General features: G+C 27.5%; 18 protein-coding genes. 13 read left to right on the top strand and 5 right to left on the bottom strand.

The genetic code is table 4. From position 1 onward, the window contains the following. Positions 1–111: 111 nt before the first annotated feature. The 13 genes from JJE79_RS01170 (at position 112) to JJE79_RS01230 (ending at position 16781) form a co-directional block, all read left to right on the top strand. Positions 112–1254: a helicase DnaB gene (locus tag JJE79_RS01170; RefSeq protein ID WP_222926660.1), complete on the top strand. Its 1143-nt coding sequence runs from the start codon at positions 112–114 to the stop codon at positions 1252–1254. A gap of 8 nt (positions 1255–1262) precedes the next feature. Continuing rightward, positions 1263–3056 (top strand): hypothetical protein, encoded by a 1794-nt coding sequence (locus tag JJE79_RS01175; protein WP_222926661.1) that lies wholly within the window; start codon positions 1263–1265, stop codon positions 3054–3056. A 66-nt stretch (positions 3057–3122) separates the two neighbouring features. Then, entirely contained in the window at positions 3123–5927 is a 2805-nt protein-coding gene (locus tag JJE79_RS01180; RefSeq protein ID WP_222926662.1) for a cation-transporting P-type ATPase, read from the top strand. Between the two features lie 89 nt (positions 5928–6016). Further along, complete coding sequence (asnS, locus tag JJE79_RS01185) at positions 6017–7387, top strand: asparagine--tRNA ligase (protein ID WP_222926663.1); 1371 nt, start codon at positions 6017–6019, stop codon at positions 7385–7387. Next, on the top strand, positions 7368–8009 hold the full coding sequence (gene pgsA / locus JJE79_RS01190) for a CDP-diacylglycerol--glycerol-3-phosphate 3-phosphatidyltransferase (protein ID WP_222926664.1): 642 nt from the start codon (positions 7368–7370) through the stop codon (positions 8007–8009). Before asnS ends, pgsA begins: the two co-directional genes overlap by 20 nt. 2 nt (positions 8010–8011) lie before the next feature. After that, positions 8012–8488, top strand: coding sequence for a CinA family protein (locus JJE79_RS01195; RefSeq protein ID WP_222926665.1), 477 nt, complete (start codon positions 8012–8014; stop codon positions 8486–8488). Further along, positions 8472–9173, top strand: coding sequence for a 2-C-methyl-D-erythritol 4-phosphate cytidylyltransferase (locus JJE79_RS01200; protein ID WP_222926666.1), 702 nt, complete (start codon positions 8472–8474; stop codon positions 9171–9173). Before JJE79_RS01195 ends, JJE79_RS01200 begins: the two co-directional genes overlap by 17 nt. Further along, positions 9166–10188 carry a hypothetical protein gene (locus tag JJE79_RS01205; protein WP_222926667.1) on the top strand — a complete coding sequence of 341 codons (1023 nt, stop codon included), beginning with the start codon at positions 9166–9168 and terminating at the stop codon, positions 10186–10188. Before JJE79_RS01200 ends, JJE79_RS01205 begins: the two co-directional genes overlap by 8 nt. Before the next feature lie 113 nt (positions 10189–10301). Further along, positions 10302–11801 (top strand): IgG-blocking protein M, encoded by a 1500-nt coding sequence (locus JJE79_RS01210; protein ID WP_222926668.1) that lies wholly within the window; start codon positions 10302–10304, stop codon positions 11799–11801. Between the two features lie 92 nt (positions 11802–11893). Then, entirely contained in the window at positions 11894–13750 is a 1857-nt protein-coding gene (locus JJE79_RS01215; protein WP_222926669.1) for a P68 family surface lipoprotein, read from the top strand. A 133-nt stretch (positions 13751–13883) separates the two neighbouring features. After that, positions 13884–14969, top strand: a complete 1086-nt coding sequence (locus JJE79_RS01220) for an ABC transporter ATP-binding protein (RefSeq protein WP_255565860.1) — start codon at positions 13884–13886, stop codon at positions 14967–14969. Between the two features lie 2 nt (positions 14970–14971). After that, positions 14972–15964 carry a sugar ABC transporter permease gene (locus JJE79_RS01225; protein WP_222926671.1) on the top strand — a complete coding sequence of 331 codons (993 nt, stop codon included), beginning with the start codon at positions 14972–14974 and terminating at the stop codon, positions 15962–15964. Further along, positions 15951–16781: an ABC transporter permease subunit gene (locus JJE79_RS01230; RefSeq protein ID WP_222926672.1), complete on the top strand. Its 831-nt coding sequence runs from the start codon at positions 15951–15953 to the stop codon at positions 16779–16781. Before JJE79_RS01225 ends, JJE79_RS01230 begins: the two co-directional genes overlap by 14 nt. Positions 16782–17008: 227 nt before the next feature. Here the strand turns inward: JJE79_RS01230 and JJE79_RS01235 are convergent, their stop codons facing one another. From JJE79_RS01235 to JJE79_RS01255, 5 genes are read right to left on the bottom strand one after another with little or no spacing between them, the layout of a single operon-like run. Then, the gene (locus tag JJE79_RS01235; RefSeq protein ID WP_222926673.1) at positions 17009–17497 is read right to left on the bottom strand and encodes an NADPH-dependent FMN reductase; all 489 of its coding nucleotides are present in this window, start codon (positions 17495–17497) and stop codon (positions 17009–17011) included. Beyond that, positions 17490–17858: a hypothetical protein gene (locus JJE79_RS01240; RefSeq protein WP_222926674.1), complete on the bottom strand. Its 369-nt coding sequence runs from the start codon at positions 17856–17858 to the stop codon at positions 17490–17492. The genes JJE79_RS01235 and JJE79_RS01240 overlap by 8 nt, the downstream gene beginning before the upstream one ends. Before the next feature lie 9 nt (positions 17859–17867). Then, entirely contained in the window at positions 17868–19607 is a 1740-nt protein-coding gene (locus JJE79_RS03815) for a hypothetical protein (RefSeq protein WP_255565861.1), read from the bottom strand. A gap of 56 nt (positions 19608–19663) precedes the next feature. Beyond that, a complete protein-coding gene (locus tag JJE79_RS01250) occupies positions 19664–20365 on the bottom strand; it encodes a PHP domain-containing protein (protein WP_222926675.1) in 702 nt (233 codons plus the stop codon). 50 nt (positions 20366–20415) lie between these two features. Continuing rightward, a complete protein-coding gene (locus tag JJE79_RS01255; RefSeq protein WP_222926676.1) occupies positions 20416–21309 on the bottom strand; it encodes an HAD family hydrolase in 894 nt (297 codons plus the stop codon). Positions 21310–21378 lie beyond the last annotated feature (69 nt).

Consider the following 21378-nt stretch of genomic DNA (forward strand, 5'->3'; position numbering starts at 1 on the left):
CCACTTAAAAAAACTAAAAAATCATTTTTTCAGTTGCTTATACTTTTAATAGCTTAATTTTGTAAATTAACTTTTACATTATTAAATACCAAGGGGCAAAAAGTAGAAGATATGGTTGAATATAAAGAGTTGTATGAAATTCATCGTAATGCTGGTAGTATCAATGATACTAGTCTGATTACGAACGTTTATTTACACATTTTAGGCAGCGAAGCTACCATGTTTTATATGTGGTTGATTAATGATTATCAAACCTACATGCATGAACGCTGCAAAAAGAACGATTTATCACTTAGCCGCATCTTTAAAACATTAGGAATATCTAAAAAACAACTAAGCGATTTTAGAAAATTACTTGAAGGTTTACAGTTATTAAAAACTTATGTCGAAACCAACGATGTTGATAAGACTAAAACCTATAAGTTTTTTTTAGCAAAAATGCTTGATTGAGATGGTTTAATGTCCCAAGAAATTATTAAAACTACTTTAATCAATAAAATCGGTCGTGAAGAATATTTTAGATTAAGTAATCTTTATTCAAATAAGAATATTGGTGGCAGTAACATTAATGTTTCATCAACTTTTTATGAAGTATTCAAAAAACAAAATACTGATATTTATGATCATATCGCAAGCAACACTGGTTCAATCGATTTAGATAGTCTTAAATTTAGACAATTTAATTTTTCACCTGAAACTAAAAATGCTTTAACTAGTTTATGTGAAAAATACAATCCACCAGAATCTGAATTGATTGAAATCTTAGAACGCACAGAAAACATTAATGATTCATTTGATTTAGCAGAAGCAATTACTGAATACACTAATACGATTGATGAATTAGAAGATGCTTCAATTCCCCAAAATATGAACCGTAATGAAACATTCTTTGGTTTATTTTGTCCCAAGGATTTAGAAGTAAGCATTTTACATGAATACCGAACTTTTAATTCAGAACGTTATTTAAGAGGAATTTATCGTCGCAATCTTTATCCTAAAGAAGTTGAATTTATTGAAGGATTAAAGAAAGAACAAAACAATAAAGATTATATTGTTAATGCGATTTTAGATTTTTCAGCTCAGTTTAGTTTAACTAATAAAATCCAATTTGATTACGCAGAAAAGATTTCAAACACATTAGTTATTAAAAACATCCGTAAGTTAAGTGATGTTGTTAAATATTTTAGAAAAGTATATAGTTCAAAACAATTCAAAGATTATAAGCAAAATTTAAGTAGTAGCACTAGATCGTAAGGCTAGTTATGAAAAAAACAGAAACTAAAAAATCCTTAGCACAAAAAGTTGATGATAAAAAAGTATCAGTTCATACATTAGAAGAAAGAAAAATTTCAAAGCAACTTTATCAAACTTATCTTGAATGATTTGAAAGTATTAAAGATTTAAATAATCCGAATGAAATTAATAAAATTTCAAATCAATATGGCAAACAAATAATGGAAATTAACCGTAAAATTTCATTATTTAGTCTTAAACATAAAAATAAGCGATTGGATGTTTCTAAATACACTAGCCCCGTTATTGCAAAAATTAATAATATCTTAAAACCTAAACTAAAAAAGAATTCTTATGACTATATTCTTCAAGTAAGAACAAGGTTTGAGTTTTCTCAAAGTGAAAAGGTTTTTAGCTTTAATGAAAACTTAAAAACATTAGAAAAAATTTTAATACCAAAATTGATTTCTAATGAATACAAAGATAAGAGTTGTTATCCGTTTTTATTAGCTCATTATTCAAAAGAATTTAATATTTCTGAAAAAGAGCTATTAAAAAACGAAGAATTCATTAAATTATTCATCGATTCATGCATTGGTTATGAATATTGTTATCAAGAGCATATTAATCCAAAATCATATGATGTTGATTTGGATTATGCTTTTTGTTCTGATAATATGATCAAACACCCAACCATTAAAATGGTTGATAACGAATTCAAATTAGTTAAAGAAATCTGTCTGCTTTATGAACAAAAACCATTAAAGAAATTTTATTGAAATATCTTTTATAAATATTTAATTCAAGATAGTTGATTTTTTGGCGAAAATAATAGCAAACAATTAGCTCAAGCTAACCATATTTATCGCACTTTTTGCGAAGATAATGATATAAAACAGCTTGAAAACTTAATTGAAAATAATGATCAAAAAGTTAGTGAAATTAGCACCAATTCATTAGAGTTCAGCATAAAAGAAAAAATCGAAGATAACTTCATTAAATACTTCTTAATTCATAAAGCAAAATGACATAAAAAAGTTGCTTACATTGATTTTGATTACATTTTCAAAAAAGAATTATTTGAAGAATTTAGTGAAGATTTTAAGTTTCAAAATTTAGATTATTTAGTAATCATGCTGAATAATTTAAACGGCATTAACTTCCTTGAAGATAAAGTGTGACAAATAATTGACTTTTTAAAGTCATTAAACCGTCAATTCTTATTAAAACCTAATATAAATACAAAGATTTTATTCTTTAATAACTTAGAAATTGATAAGTTAATTTGAAGATTAAAAACTTGAAACAATTATGATGACTTTAATAAACTAAGACAAGAGTATAAAAATTTATTTATTAACTTCAAAAAAACTATAAGTTTAAACAACAATTATGATGCTAAAAAATCAAGAATAAATAATGATCAAATTATCGCTGTTGCTAACCCAATTGTTAAAACTAATTTAAGAGCAAAAAGAGTTAAAAAAGACGATAAAAATGAGATATTTAAGAAATTAAAAGAGATCAGTTATAAGTATGATAATACTTTTAAAATAGTTCATAAAATTGTTAGCACAAATAAGCTTGATAATAAGCAAAAAAATGAGTTAGAAAAATATGCTAATGATTTAATAAATTTATTAAAAGAAATTGAAGCATTTTTATTCGATAACCAAGCAAGTGCATCGATTATTAAATATGATGCTTATTTAATGGATATTTTAAAAATGATTTATAAATTAGCATCAAATTATCGACTTTCTGATTTAACTAAATATATTAGTGCTTGTTATCTAACAGAAGTATTTGTTGATTTAGTTTAATTAATAAATTAATGTGAATTAAAGATATAAAAAAGTAAAATTTTATATGTCTTTAATTTATATATAATGTCAGATAAGATTTTAGGCTTAAGTAGTTCAGTAGCTAATGAACGTTATCAAAAAAATGGGCCAAATGCAATTAATAATGAAAAAAAGAAGAACTATTTTTTAGTCTTCTTAAGTCAATTCAAAGACTTAATGATTATCATTTTATTAATTGCAACCATTGCATCATTTGTTGTAGCGATATTAGCTGGTATTAGATTAAAATGGGATTTTGAAGCAGAAGACAGTGCTTTGAAAATTGAATTCGTTCAACCATTTATTATTTTATTCGTAATCATTGTTAACTCCTTGATTGGGACTGTCCAAGAAATTAAATCAGATCAAGCAGTTAAATCCTTAAACAAATTGAACATCACTAAATCCAAGGTTTATCGGGATAATAATTTAATCAATTTAGATTCAACGCAATTAGTGGTTGGTGATTACATTGTTCTTGAAGCTGGTGATGTGATTCCTGCTGATTGTCGTATTATTGAAAGCAGTAATCTTTATTCAAATCAATCAATTTTAACAGGTGAATCATTGCCAGTTAAAAAAGGTGTTTATTCAAACAATGAAGGCGATAAGCTGCCTAATATTGAACGTAATGATTATTTATTTTCAGGTTGTTCAATTACCAATGGCCATGCTTTATGCGAAGTAATCAATACAGGGATTAATACTGAGATTGGTAAGATCTCTTCATTAGTTAATCAACAAAAGAAACAATTATCACCATTACAAATTAAGTTAGAAAAACTTTCTAAAGTTTTTGGTTATAGTGGAATTGTGTTATTCATTATTGCTTTCATTATTCAAATTCTTTTAAGTGGTGTTAGTAATTTTGAAACAAGCTGACCATTAGCATTAACTGCTTCGATTTCATTAGCTGTGGCGGCCGTTCCTGAGGGGTTGAGCACTTTTGTGTCGATCATTTTGGCATTAGGTATTAAAAACATTGCCAAAGAAAAAGCGCTAGTCAAACATCTTTCGTCCATCGAAACATTAGGATCGGCTGCTGTTATTTGTTCAGATAAAACAGGAACGATTACCAAAAACCAAATGACAGTTGTTGGTTTATGAACTGATGGAAATGAAGGTGTTAAAGATTTAAAAGATGAACATAAGAATTTATTAATTAATTCTGTATTGTGTTCAACAGCCAAAATTAATTATGATGAAAATAACAAAATGGTTGAAGTTGGTGATCCAACAGAAACAGCATTAATTCGTTTTGGGATTGAAAATAATTTTTATAACACCAAAGATTTTAGCCACTATCAAATTAAAGTTAATCCTTTTGATTCTGTCAAAAAAATGATGTCAGTTCAGATCTTTGATGAGAATACTAAAAAAGGTTATTTAATTGTTAAAGGTGCTTTTGAATCAATTGTTAATGTATCTGACAAAAACAAAGTTGATATCTACAAAGAACAGATTAAAAATTATGCTGATTTAAGCTATCGAACTTTGACCGTTGCTTATAAAGAAATTGATAAAATTTACGATAATTTTGAAGAAATTGAAAACAATTTACGCCTTCAAGGAATTATTGCTTTAATTGATCCACCAAGAGAAGAAGTTATTCATGCTGTAAATTTAGCTAAGTCAGCTGGAATCAAACCAATTATGATTACAGGTGATGACTTAAATACTGCTAAAGCAATTGCTAAACAAGTTAATATTTTTGATGAATCAACCGATCTTGCAATCAACTCGCAAATGCTAAATGAGATCGATGATGAAACTTTAAAAAAAGATATTCAAAAATATTCAGTATACGCAAGAATGTCACCAGAAGATAAGATGCGTATTATTGATGCTTGACAAGCCAACGAGCAAGTTGTTGCCATGACTGGTGATGGTGTAAATGATGCACCAGCTCTTAAAAAAGCTGACATTGGTTGTGCGATGGGGATTACTGGAACTGATGTTGCCAAAGAAACTGCTGATATGATTATTGTTGATGATAACTTTTCAACAATTATTAAATCAGTTGAATCTGGTAGAAGAATTTATCAAACAATCAAGAAGGTTATTCAAAACTTATTAATTAGTTCAATTGCTGAAATTGTCGTTGTTTTATTAGGATTAATCATTTTAATTCCTGCATTTAAAGCTGTATTTAATAACAACCAAAATGTTTTAGATTACTTATCAACAACAAACAAAACTGTAGATGATTTATTCAAAGAATTCAGCATCTTTTCAGCAGCTCAGTTGTTGTGAATTAATATCTTGACACACGGTTTTCCAGCAATTGCACTAGGGTTGCAAAAATCTAAAAATGATGTGATGAATGTTCGACCATTCTATAAGTATGAAAATATTTTTGCTAGAAGAATGGGGATTGATCTAATTTGACAATCAACTTTTATTGCAACATTAACTTTACTAGCATACAGTTTAGGAATTTTATACGCAATTAACAATAATCAAATCGAATCATTTAATGCAATTGGTTCATCAATGGCGTTCATGGTTTTAGGATTATCAGCTTCAATTCATTCGTTGAATTTAATGACGGATCAATCATTGTTAAAATCATCACCAAAATACTACAGTTTAGTTTATATTAGTGCAGTGTTTTCTATCTTCTTAATTTTATTAGTTTCACTAGTGGGACCAATTGCAAAAGTGTTTCATATGGACGATAAATTTACGCAAAAACCACAATTAGTTGGTTATAGTATTTTGATGGGGATTAGCTTAACAATCATTATGGAATTTTACAAACTAATTATCCGTAAGAAAAATCAAACAAATTCAGCAATTAAACATTTTGAAATGATTAAAAAATCAACAAGAAAATCAGTTGCTAAATAATTAAATAATAAATGCTTGATAATATATTATTTTTTTATAATAGAATTGAAAAACTACATATAAAAAGGAAATAAAAAAATTCGAAAATTATGCAACTTATTGAAATAAAAGAATTACTTAGCACGCATGCTAAAAGAGAAGGTGAAGAGGTCGTTTTAGTCGGAAGTTTTAAATCAATTCGTTCTTCTGCAGCGATTGGTTTTATTGCTTTTAACGATGGAACATCACTTGAAAGTGTTCAAGTGGTTTTCAAAAAAGACGAAATCAAAAACTTTGATGAAATTGCTAAGTTAAATTTAGCTTCAACAATTTTAATTAAAGGTCTTGTTAGAAACACACCTTCAAAACAACAACCGTTTGAAATTCAAGCTTCTAAGGTATTAGTATTAAAAGAAGCAGATGCTTCTTACCCATTACAAAAGAAAGCCCACGGACCTGAATTCTTACGTGAAAATGCTCACCTAAGACCAAAAACAAACAAGTTCTATGCGATTATGAAAATCCGCAGCGAACTAGCTAATGCGTTTTTTGAATTTTTTAAGAATAATGACTTTTTATATGTACATTCACCAATTATTACTTCAAACGATGCAGAAGGTGCTGGTGAATCATTTGAAGTAAGAACTGATAGTGATGAAAACTACTTTGGTCGTAAAGCTAGTTTAACAGTAAGTGGACAATTTGGTGCTGAAGCTTATGCGCAAGCATTCAAACGTGTATTTACTTTTGGACCAACTTTCCGTGCTGAAAAATCACACACTTCAAAACACTTATCAGAATTCTGAATGATTGAACCAGAAGTTTCATTAATGGACTTAGAAAAACTAACAATCTTAATGGAACAATGTGTTAAACATTCAATTTACTACCTATTAGAATACGCTAAACCAGAATTAGAATGATGTGATGCAAACTTACAACCTGGTTTATTAGAAAAACTAAACTTAATCGTTAATAACAATTTCCCTCGTGTTGAATACAAAGAAGCAATTGAAATCTTGAAAAAAGCAGTTGCTGACGGTGTTGATTTCGAAGTTAAAGACATCCACTTTGGTATGGATTTAAAAACTGAACACGAAAGATACATATGTGAACAAGTTTATAAATGCCCGGTGTTTATTATTAACTATCCAAAAGCAATTAAAGCATTCTACATGAAACAAAACGATGATGGTTTAACTGTTGCTGCTACTGATTTATTAGCACCAGGAATTGGTGAAATCTGTGGTGGTTCTCAAAGAGAAGATAGTTACAACAAACTATTAAACCGTTGTTTAGAAATCGGTTTAGATCCAGAATTCAACAACCTACAATGATACTTAGATCTACGTAAGTATGGTTATTACCGTTCTGCTGGTTTTGGTCTAGGATTTGACCGTTTATTAATGTATGTAACAGGATGCGATAACATTCGTGATGTTATTCCGTTCCCTCGTTTCCATGGGCAACTTGATTTTTAGAAATATCCCCAACATCTTAACAAGTTTACGGATTTTATTATTAATCCCAATTTTAATCCTTACATATTTTAGTCAATCTGATAAAGAAATCATTTATCAGATTGATTTTTCGTCTAGAGATACTTTAAAAATTAATCTGTATTTCTTAATTATTGGGATTTTATTCGTAATTGCTTCAATATCTGATTTTTTAGATGGATATTTAGCTCGGAAGTATAAACTAACATCAAATTTTGGTAAGATTTTTGATCCGATAGCTGATAAATTATTAGTTAATACTGTTTTAATTTATTTTGCTTACTTACAGATTGTTAATCTTTATGTTGTGATTATTTTGATCTTACGTGATATTTATATTGATGGGTTAAGAATGTTTGTAGCAACCAAAAAAGTTGTTGTGCCAGCAAATATTTATGGAAAATTAAAAACAACAGTGCAAATGATTGCTATCATCATCAGTTTTTTTGTTGGTGGTCAGTTTGCTTCAAACGATATTGTTGTTTATCACACCTTTAATATTGCTCATTATTTAGCATTATTTTTATCATTATTATCAGGTGGAATTTATTCATATCAAATTTATAAAAAACTGAAAATTAACAACCAAAATACAGAACAATAATTATGATTGATTACAAAGATATTATTGCTAATGAATTAAATAAACACAATCTAACAATTGCTGTTATTGAATCGCAAAGTAACGGCATGATTGCTAATGCTTTGTTGGTATCAAAAAAACTTGATGATCTATTTAAAGGGTCAATTGTTTTTAAAAATATATCTAGTGTTAATCGCTTTTTATTATTAAATAATTACCAAGCAATTAATGATGAAAACAACTGGAATAATAAATACCAACAACACCTTTCATCTGCTGCTCATAAATATTTTGGTTGTGATGTTTTAATTAATTTTGTTCATTTTAATCATCAAAACAATCAAGAAGTTTCATTTCATTTAATGATCAATCAAACAAGCTATGAACAAACAATTGATTTAAGTAAAGTTAATAACAACGATTATGTCAATGTTGTTAGTATGATGATCTTAAATAAACTAGTTGAGCTTTTAGTTTTAATGCATGAAAAACAAGATTAAAACTATTGGCATCATTCTAGCAAGCGGTCAATCAACAAGACTAAATTTAAGTAATCAAATTAAACAGTTTTATCTTGTTGATAACAAAATGATTTATGAATACAGTTTAGATGTATTTTTACAATCAAAATTATTTGATTTAATTTATCTAGTAATTAATGAAGAATATTTTGATTTAATTTGCAAAAAATACGCAAAAAACGAACAAATTAAAGTAATTTTAGGTTCTAAAATTAACCGTCATAATTCGTTTATTAATGCGATTAAAGACATCATAAATTTAGGTTATGATGATGCTAAAATTATTGTTCATGATGCTGCCAGAGCTAACATTAATATCGCGTGCTTAAATGATTGTGTTAATGAACTAAACAATCATCAAGCAGTATCACTTTATCAGGATGTTTTTTCAACAATCATAAGCACTAATGATCAAAATGAAATGATCAATCATCTTGATCGGAATCAAATAAAAATGATCTATACCCCGCAAGGAACTTGATTAAACTTAATCAAAAATTTGATTAATGATCAACAAGATTATTCTGATTTAACTCATTTTTTATTAAAATTAAAGGGTATAAAGACTTATCTAATTAAAGCAAAAATTGATGCATTCAAAATTACAACCAACGAAGATTTAATTCGTTTTAATGCATTAATTAAGAATAAAAAAGATGAATAACATTTATAAAACCAATTTTGATTTATCAGTTACTAATAACAAAGTATTTCGTTACAACATTCTAAAAGTTGATAACAATAAACTGATCGGGATGTGCTATGTAACTAATTACAAACAGATGTTTGAATTAGCACTAAATTGTTCATATCAAGTAGATAACATCAACGCTTATGTTGATGAATTCTACATTATCTTAAAAGATGAAAATCTTTATCACGATATTCAAACAATTATTAATATCTGAAAACAAAAAGCACCATTAGTTGATAACATTGGTTTTGTAATTGATGAAAAGATTGTTTATCAAGCTAATCAAAATGATGCTGGCTGATTTGTTGCTTATGTAAAACCAAAATTCATGAGCTTATTAAAAAATGATGAACATAGTCAATATGGTTTTGATGATCAAAAAGAGCAACCAAGTTTACAACAACGTTTTGATTCACAATTTAACTCACGTTATGATTATCAACCTGAATCATTAAATAAAGATTTTTCATTAAATAATGACAGATTTAATGACATTAATAGCACTAGATTTGCTCGTGAATTAAATAACCAAAAACTAAATTCAGACTTTAATAGTTTTGATAATAAATACAATAGTTTTAATTCATCATTTGATTCTTTTAACAATTCATATAAAGCTAATAAATACGATACCAGCTTTAATAATCCATCATTAAACACATCTGCTAGTCACCTTAATGATTCAATTGATTCATTAAGACAAAGAATGAGTGAAATTGATCGTCAAATTAATGACTATCAAAGTATTACCAATGAAATCAATACGATTAATGTTAATAACGATTTAGGCATAAATCTGAATAACAAATCATTTGATTCATACGATGAAATCATGAATTCTGCAACCATCAATATGGAAGAATACGGCATTAATCCAACCACATCAATCAATAATACTGAAATGATTGAAGGATTAAATTCTTATGAATTCGATGATTCAACCAAAGGGTTGTTATTGCATCATTCAGATGACTTTAATGACTAAAAATGTTATAATTTAAAGCGTAAGATAAATAGATTTATCATTGATTGACACAAGCATATGATTTAATATCAATATGCTTGCCTTTATACTTGTTAATAGCTTAAACTAAAATAGTGCGAAAATATAAACATACTAAATCTTTAATTTGGATTTTTTCTTCTATTGTTGCGTGCTCGTTGCTAATTACAGGAATCGCTTTTGGTTCTGTTGGTATTAGTAATAGTTTTAGTTCTGCTAGTAATTCAAGTAATGATCGAAAATTAACAAAAAATCAAGATAATCGCAGTATTGGTTATGAATCAATTGCCAAATTTAAATTAAATGGCTTAGATTTTGAATTACAAAAAACACTATATGATGTTGTTAATCAAAGTAATAAAAACCAATCAAGTGTCAATGTCATCAATGATAAATTGGTTCAAAAAGATCAATATATTAATATTGATGTTAGTAACCCTAACAACAATCAACCTAAATATTACGAAGTAATTGGTTCAAAATTAATTCCAGCAAAACAAAAAACTAATCATACCAATAACTTCTGATCTGGATATCCAGATCAAAATGCGAACTACCAATCGCCGTATTATTACAACGATCGTGTTTTCATGCCGATCTTAGATAGTAGTTCTTCATATATTAAAAATGAACGTCCTAGTAGTGATATTGATACCAACACATACAATGGTTGAAATCGTGTAGCTAATATCGAATTACAATCAGGTGTTTATTTTTATAACTATCAAGCTTCTTCTGAATTAATCATCAAGAATAATTTTGTTAAAAATAAGATTTCAACATTATTATTTGATTTAAGCAAAGCTGAACCATTCATCATTAATTCTTATATTGCTAGTTATCAACCAGAATTCTTGATTATTAACAATGCTGATAACAATACAATCAAGCAATTAAGAATTGTTGATTCTGTTAAAAAGGTTGCGATCAAATCACGTCTGATTAATCAATTTGATTTCGATTGAACTAAAACTAATATTCAAGAATTAGAACTATATACGCCAAATTTAGTGAGCTATAACCCATTAGCTTTAAATGAAAATACACATTTAATCTTTGATTCAGTTTATTCAAAACCATTTGAAGAAATTAGTTTATACAAACACAGATTAACTAATGAAGATGTGAAAAAAGCCCTTGAAGATGTTTATGTTAAACGCTTCTATGAACGTTATGTTCAGGGTGCTTTTTCTGGTGGATATATTACTTCATTAGATTTTAGAGATACTGGCATTACATCAATTAATGATGTTATTGTTAAAAACTTAGATCCAGATTTCCAAACATACACACTAAGTGTTAAGTTTGATAATGATGCTGAAAGCGTGATTACAACATTAAAAACTTCAGCTGTCAATGATATTACAAGCAATGATGCTAACTTAATTCTTCAAAACCAAGACTTGAGATTAGTAGTTTCATCAAACAATGTTGTTGATTGAAAACAAGTGGCTAAAACAGTTAGTGAATATTTAGAAGTTAATCCTAAAATTAAGACATTAGATCTTTCAAAACTAGTATTATCAAGTAATTCTATTGATGATTTAACCAAAGAAATCAGACATAAATTTGAAGATTTAAAGATCTCAAATTAGACCTGGAATTTTTTGGTTTGAGTATTAGTCTTATTATTTAATATATATTAAAGCCTTAAGTTGTAGATTGTTCTATAATTCAATTGTTAATTATGAAACTTTCTACAAAAATTTTTAGTTTTACTATCGGACTTAGTCTTTGCACATCAATTTTAGCTTCATGCGGAGCTCCAAGTGGTACTCAAAGAGAAATTACACCTGGTAGTCCTGATACACCAGGTAGTCCTGGTGAAAAAACCATCTTTTTCCAAAGTGCACAAACTCGTGAATATCCATTAAATCGGATTATGCAAAGCTTTGTGTCTTATTATAATGAACATCACAAAAACGATGAAGGGTTCATTAAAGTTGTTTATCAAGATAGAACAGTTACCAAAGCGACTTCTGAATTTAATTTAGCGACTATTATTTCTCAAAAAATTCAGACAAAAGATCCAAATATCCCACAACTTATTATTGGTAGTTTATCAAGTGCTTATGAAATTAATCGTAACGAACGATTATTAGAAATTAACCAAAACGATTATTTTAAAAACCAACCACTTATTGAAAAAATTAATGATACAACAAAAACAATAATTGGACTTAATAATGTAAGTCAAAGCGCATTACCGTTTGACTTAACTGATTTAGATGCGTTGTATTTCAATAAGCCTGTAATGCAAAAACTGTTTGATCTTTTTGAATCTGGTGGCGGCACAATTGATAAAGAATCAAATATTTATAAAAAAATTACAACAAAAACCCAGGTAGCTGCTGATAGTTTTTGAGCCCAAGTAAAACTAAAAAACAATGAAGTTTTCAAAGGTAAAACAATTGATGATTCAACATTCGATAATTTAGAATCAATGTTTAAATTTTCTAAAATGATTTATGACGGATTTGACTTAGAAAAAGTTAAATCAATGGATAATGATAATTCAATTTTAGAAATTGATTATGACAGAAATGTATTCTTAAAACACCTTTGAAATAAGTTAGGTAATAAGAAAGAAACATTCTTATGAACGCTTCAACCAGATGCTGATAAAAATAACGAATTTACCGTAAATTTTGATAATTTAAAGAAAGAAGAAACCAAAAAAGTTATCAAAGAAGTAATGCAATTTTGATTTGATAATGCTAAGGTAAGAAGAATAAATAATAAGTACGATTTCAAATCAATCAGATTAAATAAAGGTGGTAGCGATGGGACTTTAAGTTTCACTAGATCTAGAAGTAGTAATCTAGCATTTGCTATTGCTCCAACAGTTGGATTAGCAGATTCAACAATTTCAAAAGACAGCATTGATAAATTAACTAACGGAACCAATAAAACTGATGCTCAAAAAGTTAAAGAAGCAGATACAAAAATTCTTTCACCTAATGATGTTTATTGAACACACCAAGTAACTAAATTTGATAATACTGAGAAAAGAACTTATGAAGTAGGTGGTTCTTATTTAGTTCCAATTTCATCACCAGACCCAGAAATCAACAAAGGAACATTGAATTTCATGAAGTATTTATACTCAGGAACTTTCAATAACATTAATTTAGTTGATGAAATTGAAAACCAAAGTGGTTACTTTGTTCCTACTAAAATTAACTGAAGCAAAGAAGTAAATGATGCTAAACAAAAAGCTTTTGATGAAATGCAATCAACATACAACTTTAGCAACGTTAATGAAGAACAAAAGATTAATTTATACGCAAAAGACTACAAAAACTGGGATAAATATTACTATGCACAATCAGGATTAATCACAAGAGAAGGATTAAAAGATATTCTTGATAATAATAAATCAGATGTTTCAGTAATTGATTTTAGAAATGATGCTGATACTTCAACCATATCTGGATATATTACTAAGAATGTAATTGAAGCTTCTACTTACAATTCAAAACACAAAACTCCTGATGAAGTTATTAAGCAAATTGAAGAGAAATTAGAAGAAATAAATGGTTAAAAGAAATAAATAAGCTATAAATCAGAAATTAAAAATTATTATTTTAAACTTTTAACGGTAGATAAAATTGGATAATAAAGTAATACTAAAAATTAGTGATCTTAGTGTTAGTTATAAAGAAAAAAGTGTATTAGTGAATATTAACGCCGAAATTTATGACGGCGAATTGGTATCAATCCTAGGACCCTCAGGTTCTGGTAAAACAACGTTATTAAATACCATTGCAGGTTTTATTAAACCAAAAAGTGGTGATATTAAAATTAGTAATTTTAATAGCATTAATGATATCGATATTGGTTTTGTTTTCCAAAATTCAATTTTATATGAGGAAATAAGTGTTTATAAAAACATTTATTTGTCGTTAATTAATTCGTTCCATCAATACTATTCAACCTATTTGGATTGTTATTTAAAGAACGATGTTATTGATAATAATAAATATCAAGAATTAAAAAATCTTTTAGAAAAATCTCATCAAGATCAGAAGTTAAAAATACAATTCAAAAAAGAGTTATTTTTAATAAATTTACCGTTGTTTTTTAAAGAAAATAAAAAATACTTTGCATTTAAACGCACATTAAAACAAAGTATTAGACAACAAATTTTTGACATTGCTAATCGTTTAAATATTACTGATATTTTAAACTCAAAAGCATCAAATTTATCTGGTGGTCAAAGACAACGTGTAGCGATTGCAAAATCATTAATTAAAAGAGTTAAATTAATTTTATTAGATGAACCGTTTGCATCACTTGATGCAAAGATTAAAGAGAAGTCACGTGATTGGTTAAGAACAATTCAAAAAGAATTTGCAATCACAATGATTTTAGTTACCCACGATCAGAACGATGCTATGTTAGTTAGTGATCGTATTATGTTTATTAATCAAAAAACAATAGCTCAATTTGATAAACCAGATACCATTTACAACCATCCAGTTGATTTATCAACAGCTAAATTCATTGGCTTTCCTGAAATTATCAAGATTGCTAATAAAAATGATCTATACATCAGACCTGATAATCTCTTAATTAATAAAGATGAAGCATCAACAATTAAGATTAAAGATATTCAAAACATGGGTGCTCAAGATATTATTGAATTTTCATCAGATTTATTTGAATCATCAGTTAAAGTGATTGTGAAAGCTAATTCATTCAGAATTGGTGATCAAATTAGTGTTACATATGATGAAAATAAAGCATTGGTTTTAAAGTAGTTATGTTGTCTAGTAAAAAAAGAAAATTCCGTTGGAATATTAAGAATGACATAATCGGTTTAACTTTAAATTTACCAATCATTTTATTAGTCATAATTCTTACGTTTTTACCGATTATTTTATCAATTATTGATTCATTTAAGGTAAATTTAAAGCATAGTTTAGTCCGTTATAATTTTGGGATTGGTAACTTCCAACAATTAGCAAGAGATAGTCAATTTAAAAGCGGCTTTATAAACACTAACATTATTATTTTTGCGGGAGTCCCTGGAGTAATCTTGTTAGGATTTATTTTTGCGATTATCCTGAATGAAATTTCATCTAAGATGTTTAAGAATGTTGCGATTGTGGCTTTGTTTTCGCAATTCTTTACATCAGCATTTGCAATCGGATTTGCATTTATCTTTTTATTTGGATCTCACTATGATGGTTTTAATAAAATTTTTGGAACCAATTTTAGGTTTACCAACGACCAGTCACCAAATAACAGGAATGTTCTCTTAGTTTATTTCATCTTTTATTTCTGAAGAATGTTGCCATTTAATGTAGTAATGATGACATTTAGCTTTTCTCGTTCATTAGAACGATATTCAAGGGTTATGAAGATTGATAAGATTAAATTTCATCATAAGCTTTGATATGTTTATTTAAAAAACTTTAAAGCGGCATTCTGATTGGTTTTATATGTTAATTTCCTTAACGCTGCATTATTCTATCCAGGAGTAATTATTGAAGGTAATACACCATTATCTACAATTAATGGAAATACGCTTGCTAGTTATTTATTTGAAACCATCAGATCAACTGAAAGTTCATTAAATCCATACAATCCATTTAAAGCAGCTGCTGTCAATGTGATCATCTTGCTTTATTTATTAGGCATAACCCTTATTTTCTTCATCATCAAGCGTTTGAATGTCCAAACGATAACAAATATAACTAATAAGCTTAATAAGTTGTTTAAACCGAAAGGAAAAGTTAATGAAAGTAATTAAACACATTATCCTTGTTCCTTTAATCATCGCCTTAATTATTTTGGCTCTATTCCCGCTTTATTATCTTTTAGTAACAGCATTTACTTCAAATGAAAAGGTAGATAAGGGAATTCAAGAATTATTACCTGATGGAATTCATTTTGAAAGCTTTCGTCAAATTGATTTCAAAGAGTTTGGTTTAGCATTTTTATTAACCTTCATTTCGGTTATTATCTTAAATGTCTTTAAATTAGCATCAGTATTACTATCAGCAATCGGATTAGTTAAGTTATCAAAAACGTTAAGAAAGATTTTATTCATCTTTTTCTTGTTTGCTTCATTCATTCCTGAAATATCAATTTACTTATATATCTTAACGATTGTTAATAAGAGTGGTATTAGAGTTAGTGGTGATTATTATTCAATCGGATTTGTATTATCACTAACAATGATGTTTTCGTTTTTCATGTTGATTATTTTTTACAACACAATCAACCAAGAGTATCAACAAAAAAGACAATTGATTAAAGTTGATAACTTGAAAATGAGACACATCTTCTTTCAAGTTTTCTTACCTAAATTAAAAGTTCCGATTTATCTTTTAATCATCTTCACAACGATTGATGGATGAAACTCATACTTATGACCGCAGATCATTTTATCGGGCGAAAAACTTGATACCATCAGCACGATAATAACAAGATTAGGACAAAAATATAACCAGAATCTTTATAACGTTACAGCTGCTGGTGCTGTCATATCTACGATCATTCCATTAGGAATTTATATCATTTGGTCTCGATTTATAAATAAAAGAATGTATAATATGGTCGGTTAACAAAAAATAATCTAGAAACAAAGCCTGGCTCATACTAGGCTTTTTTCTTTTATGTATTTGGTTATTATCAAATATTAATCATTTAATATTTTCTAGCCAAATAAATCGATCGATTGTTTGTGATATTAAAAGTTGATTTTAATGCAAAATAATCGTAAAAATTGAAAGAAATTAAAAAAGAAAAGATGGGCATAAACCCATCTTTTTTCATCTTATTTTATTGTCAATTAGTTATTGATATTATTAACAAATTCTAAGATTTCTTGATCTTTATTTGCATCTAATTTGTATTCAGCAAAACCAACTGATCCTAATACTTTTGCACCAAAAAATTCAAGAACTTGTGAAAAAATACTTCGCACCATTGGACCACCTTTTGCGCCTGGTGTTGCAGTTGCTACATATGCTTTTTTATCTTTTAATCAAGCACCTTCTAATGATAATCAATCAAAGATATTTTTAGCAAAAGCAGCTAAATAACCATTAATTTCAGGAGTAATAAATACGATCTTTTCATAAGCTAAAAGCTTAGCTTTTAGTTCATTAATTTTAGCTGGCACATTGGCTTTAATATCAATCGAAAATAATTCAACATTATAATCAGCTAAATTAAGTAAATCAAAACTTCCCTTGTGTGCAATCTTAGAAGCTAAATCATAATTGATTGATGTTTTAAAGTTGGTGTTTGAACACGATACAATAATTGCTTTATTCATTATCTTGGATTTTAATTTTTAATTTATCAAATTCTTTGTTTAGTTCATCTCTTGTTTGGTTGTATTGATCTTTGAAAGCAGAAACGAACTTAGCAAAAACATCATGTAATTTTTGAAAAATAATATCCTTTTTTTGCTCATCATTTAGTTCTTCAACTTCTAGATTAAAAATACCATTATGGATACTATCTTCTTTAATATGTAAAGCTAAATCAACTAGTTTGTGATTAAATGAAGGGGTTTCTTGGTTGTTAGCAAATTCAAAGCTAAGTTTAGCTTTTTCAACTTTTTGATTTTCATCTGTTTGTAATCAAACAATGTATTTATCTTCGTTTTTGTCAAAACGCAATTTTTTATTCATATTTCTAGATTATTCTCCTTCTTTGGTATTTTTTAAAAGCATTAATCTTTCAGTAATCGGATCAATTCCACCTTCTAGATAGTGTGCTGATGGGTTTTCATTAATAATTTGATCTTCTTTAATTGATAAGATGTCTTTTAGTGATGATTGTTGATATGAAGCCTTAATATCTTTTTCTTTAAAGCTACATACTGTTGTGGTCTTTGGATTGGTTAAAATCCCCATATTACCGTTGTGAGTAACAATAAATACTTGTTGAATGGTTTTATTCTCACGGTCGTGGTTTTTATCTGAAATCAACGGAATTAATGAGTTATAGATTGTATAACTATCAATATTATCTTCTGGTTGATCTAAGAATAAAATTGGTTCTTTACATCGACTAATTGTCTTTTTCACACCATAACTAGATCTTGTTCCTAGTGACATGGCGTTATAATCATTGCCACAAATCATGATTTTTACAAAACCTGAAAGATTATCTTTAAACATCTTTTCTAATTGTTTTGTAATCGTATTAGTTTCTTTGTATGGATCTGATTTAAAGCCACCATTTTTAGGATTAAAATCACCTTTAGTTGAATTTTCTTCGTATTTATTGATGTATTTTTCTAATCATTGTTTCTTATTTAATAAGTCACTAGCTTTGTATAAAAACTTATCAAATATGTAATAAATCCCCTGATCAGAATCCGTATTTTGCATATCATATTCAATATCAATACTGTATTTAACATCAGGATCTTTGTTACTAATTCCTTCGTCTTTAATGCTGACATTGTGGAATAATTCAGAAGCAAAATTATCAAAGTTAGCTAAATTATTGGCAATTGCTCTGGCTGCATTTTCAAAAGCTAATTCTAAGTTTGCTGGTAATGATGCAATTCTTGCGTTGTTATTGTTATCTTGTTCTAGCTTTTTATCGTATGCAAACTTAGTTATTCCAGTTGCTAAATGCTTAACATTATCAATTTTTGTTGATTGAATATTGTTCTTGTGAATATTTAAAATTTTAACTAACGATTGAATGATTATTTCATAATCATTCTCACTAATAAAATTATGATCTTTATGTTTTATTTTTTCTTTATAAGAAACTAAATTATCAAAATATAGACTTATTATTTTGATTAATTCAAAATGATGTTTACTGCTTTTGTTGTTAAAATCAAGCATTTGCTTATCAATTGAATGATTTAAAAATGTAGTAATTTTTTCTAATACATTCTGATGACTAGCATTTTTTAACTCAAAGAGATCTTTAATATTTAAGTTATTTAAAACATTAAAACTATCTTGAATTTGAATAAAAGAATCAAAGTATCTTCTAAAGAAAGGTTCTAAACTTTTTGCGTAATTACTTGATGCTTTTTTAATAAATTCTTCTTTACCTTTTTGGAAATCAGCAGTCGCATCTAATGCTGTTTTAATCTTGTCATTTTGACTAATATAGTCATAACGATCTTGAATTAATTCATTGTTTTTTCTTCGTTCATCATCCCAACTTCTAGTTTCACCATTTGAATAAACTAATTTCACAATGTCAAAACCATAAGTTTTCTTAATTGAATTGATGTCTTTGTCATTAATTGAAGATTTTGTGTGCAAAGCATACAAAATCTTTAATAAGGTAGATTTACCACCACCCTTAGTTCCAATGATTGTATTAATGCCTGGTTGAAATTCTAATGTGTGAATGTCATTAATAGTATCTTTTAGAACCAATTGTTTTATGTATTTTGTGTCCAAAATATTTGCCTCCTTTGATTTAATATAAATCAAAAAAATCTAAAGATAAGCAAATATTAAAAGATTAATGAACTTTTTAAATCATCAAAAGTTATTTCGTGATCAATTGGCACTTCTATCTTGGTTTGACTAGGTTTTTTAGCATAGTTTTCAATATTATGACAATCGCTAAAAAAAGCATGTTTAAAGTCGATATTTAAGTGATTTTGAATGTTTTTAGAAAAAACAAAATCTTTTCTGGCCTCAACATATTTAATGTGTTTAATGACATCTTGATAAATGCTAAAACTAGATTTACCTGACTTACCAACATCAGGGATAATAAAAAAATCAAAGCCAGCAGCTTCGATATTTTTGATTAAATTTTTAATATCAGCCCCAGTGCTACGTTGAGCAATTGATGAAACTAATACATTAAGTTTTAATAGTTTTTCTTTGTTTAGATTGTTATTAAAAATAAAATTACAATCACCTAATTTAGAACCAACTGAACGAATTCTGAATTCTACACCAGGAAAGATTGACATCTTAAAGTTAGGTAAGGAATCAATTACTTCTTTCAGTTCTAAATAAAATTTATGACTGAAAGTATCATGGTCTGTAAAACTAAAAGCACGAACATTATTTTCTTTTAGTTTCATAATGTAATAATCAGGTCTATACCCGCCTTTTGGCACTTGTTTTTCACCTGCTTTTGAAGAATATTGTGAGTGTAAATGTAGATCAACAAGTTGATCTAATTTTTTATTTTCAGTCATTTTTATCGTAAATTTTGATTAGTTTTAATTAATTAAAGTTTAATGATTAACTAATCTAATAAGTGTTGGTTAATGAATTTTGCCACACCAAAGTTTTGACAATCATCAGCTTGGTATTTAGCAAAACTCTTATAAACATCCTTAGCGTTATCAACAGCCACACTTAGATTTGATCATTTAAACATATCAACATCATTGTGGTTATCACCAAAACACATTGTATTGTCTTTGGTAATTGTGTTGTTGAAATTATTCTTAACTCAGAAAATTCCGCTTGCTTTTGATTCGTTTGGACGAATAACCACATCTTGTTTGTATTTGGTTACATGAACATTACCAAAACTACTTAAATCAATGAAGTAATCAACTTCTCTTGGATTTAATGGTTTTAAAGCAATTGGTTTTGTGCTAATAGTCATTGATACGATTTGATCATTATAAAAGTGATTAACTTTTGTAAGATCAACATATCTTAGTTTGAACATTTTATTTGGGTATTTACTATTAATAAATTCGTCTTGTAATGTTCATCAAGATTTATTTTTAGAAACATAAACCCCATAAGGTGTGTTTAAAGTATAAGAAATATTCTTAAACTTCTTAGCCAACTGAATGAAACGGTTAACTACTTTTTTATCAATATAAGTAGCTTTAACACATTTATTATTAATAAATACGCACGCACCATCGTCCGTAATTGTTGGTAAGTTAAACATATCAGTTTTTGCTAACAGCGGATAAACCTTACGATAATCTCGTCCTGTTGCAATTCCTGTGTTGATGCCTTTTTGAATTAATTTTTCAAAAGCTTCTTGAACTTCTTTGGGAACATCAAATAAATCCTTATATTGTTGGCCTTTATATAAGAACTTAGGTTCTTTCTTTGAAGTAATGATTGTATCGTCTAAATCGGTGTAAACAAACTTTGTATTAATTAAACTCATAATTTATTACAGTTAATATAATTTTAAAATACATTAATCTTTAATTTAAAATTAATCTTTAATTTAAAA

The sequence above is a fragment of the Mycoplasma sp. E35C genome (assembly GCF_019873825.1).
In the GTDB taxonomy this organism is placed as follows: domain Bacteria; phylum Bacillota_I; class Bacilli_A; order Mycoplasmatales; family Mycoplasmoidaceae; genus Mycoplasmoides.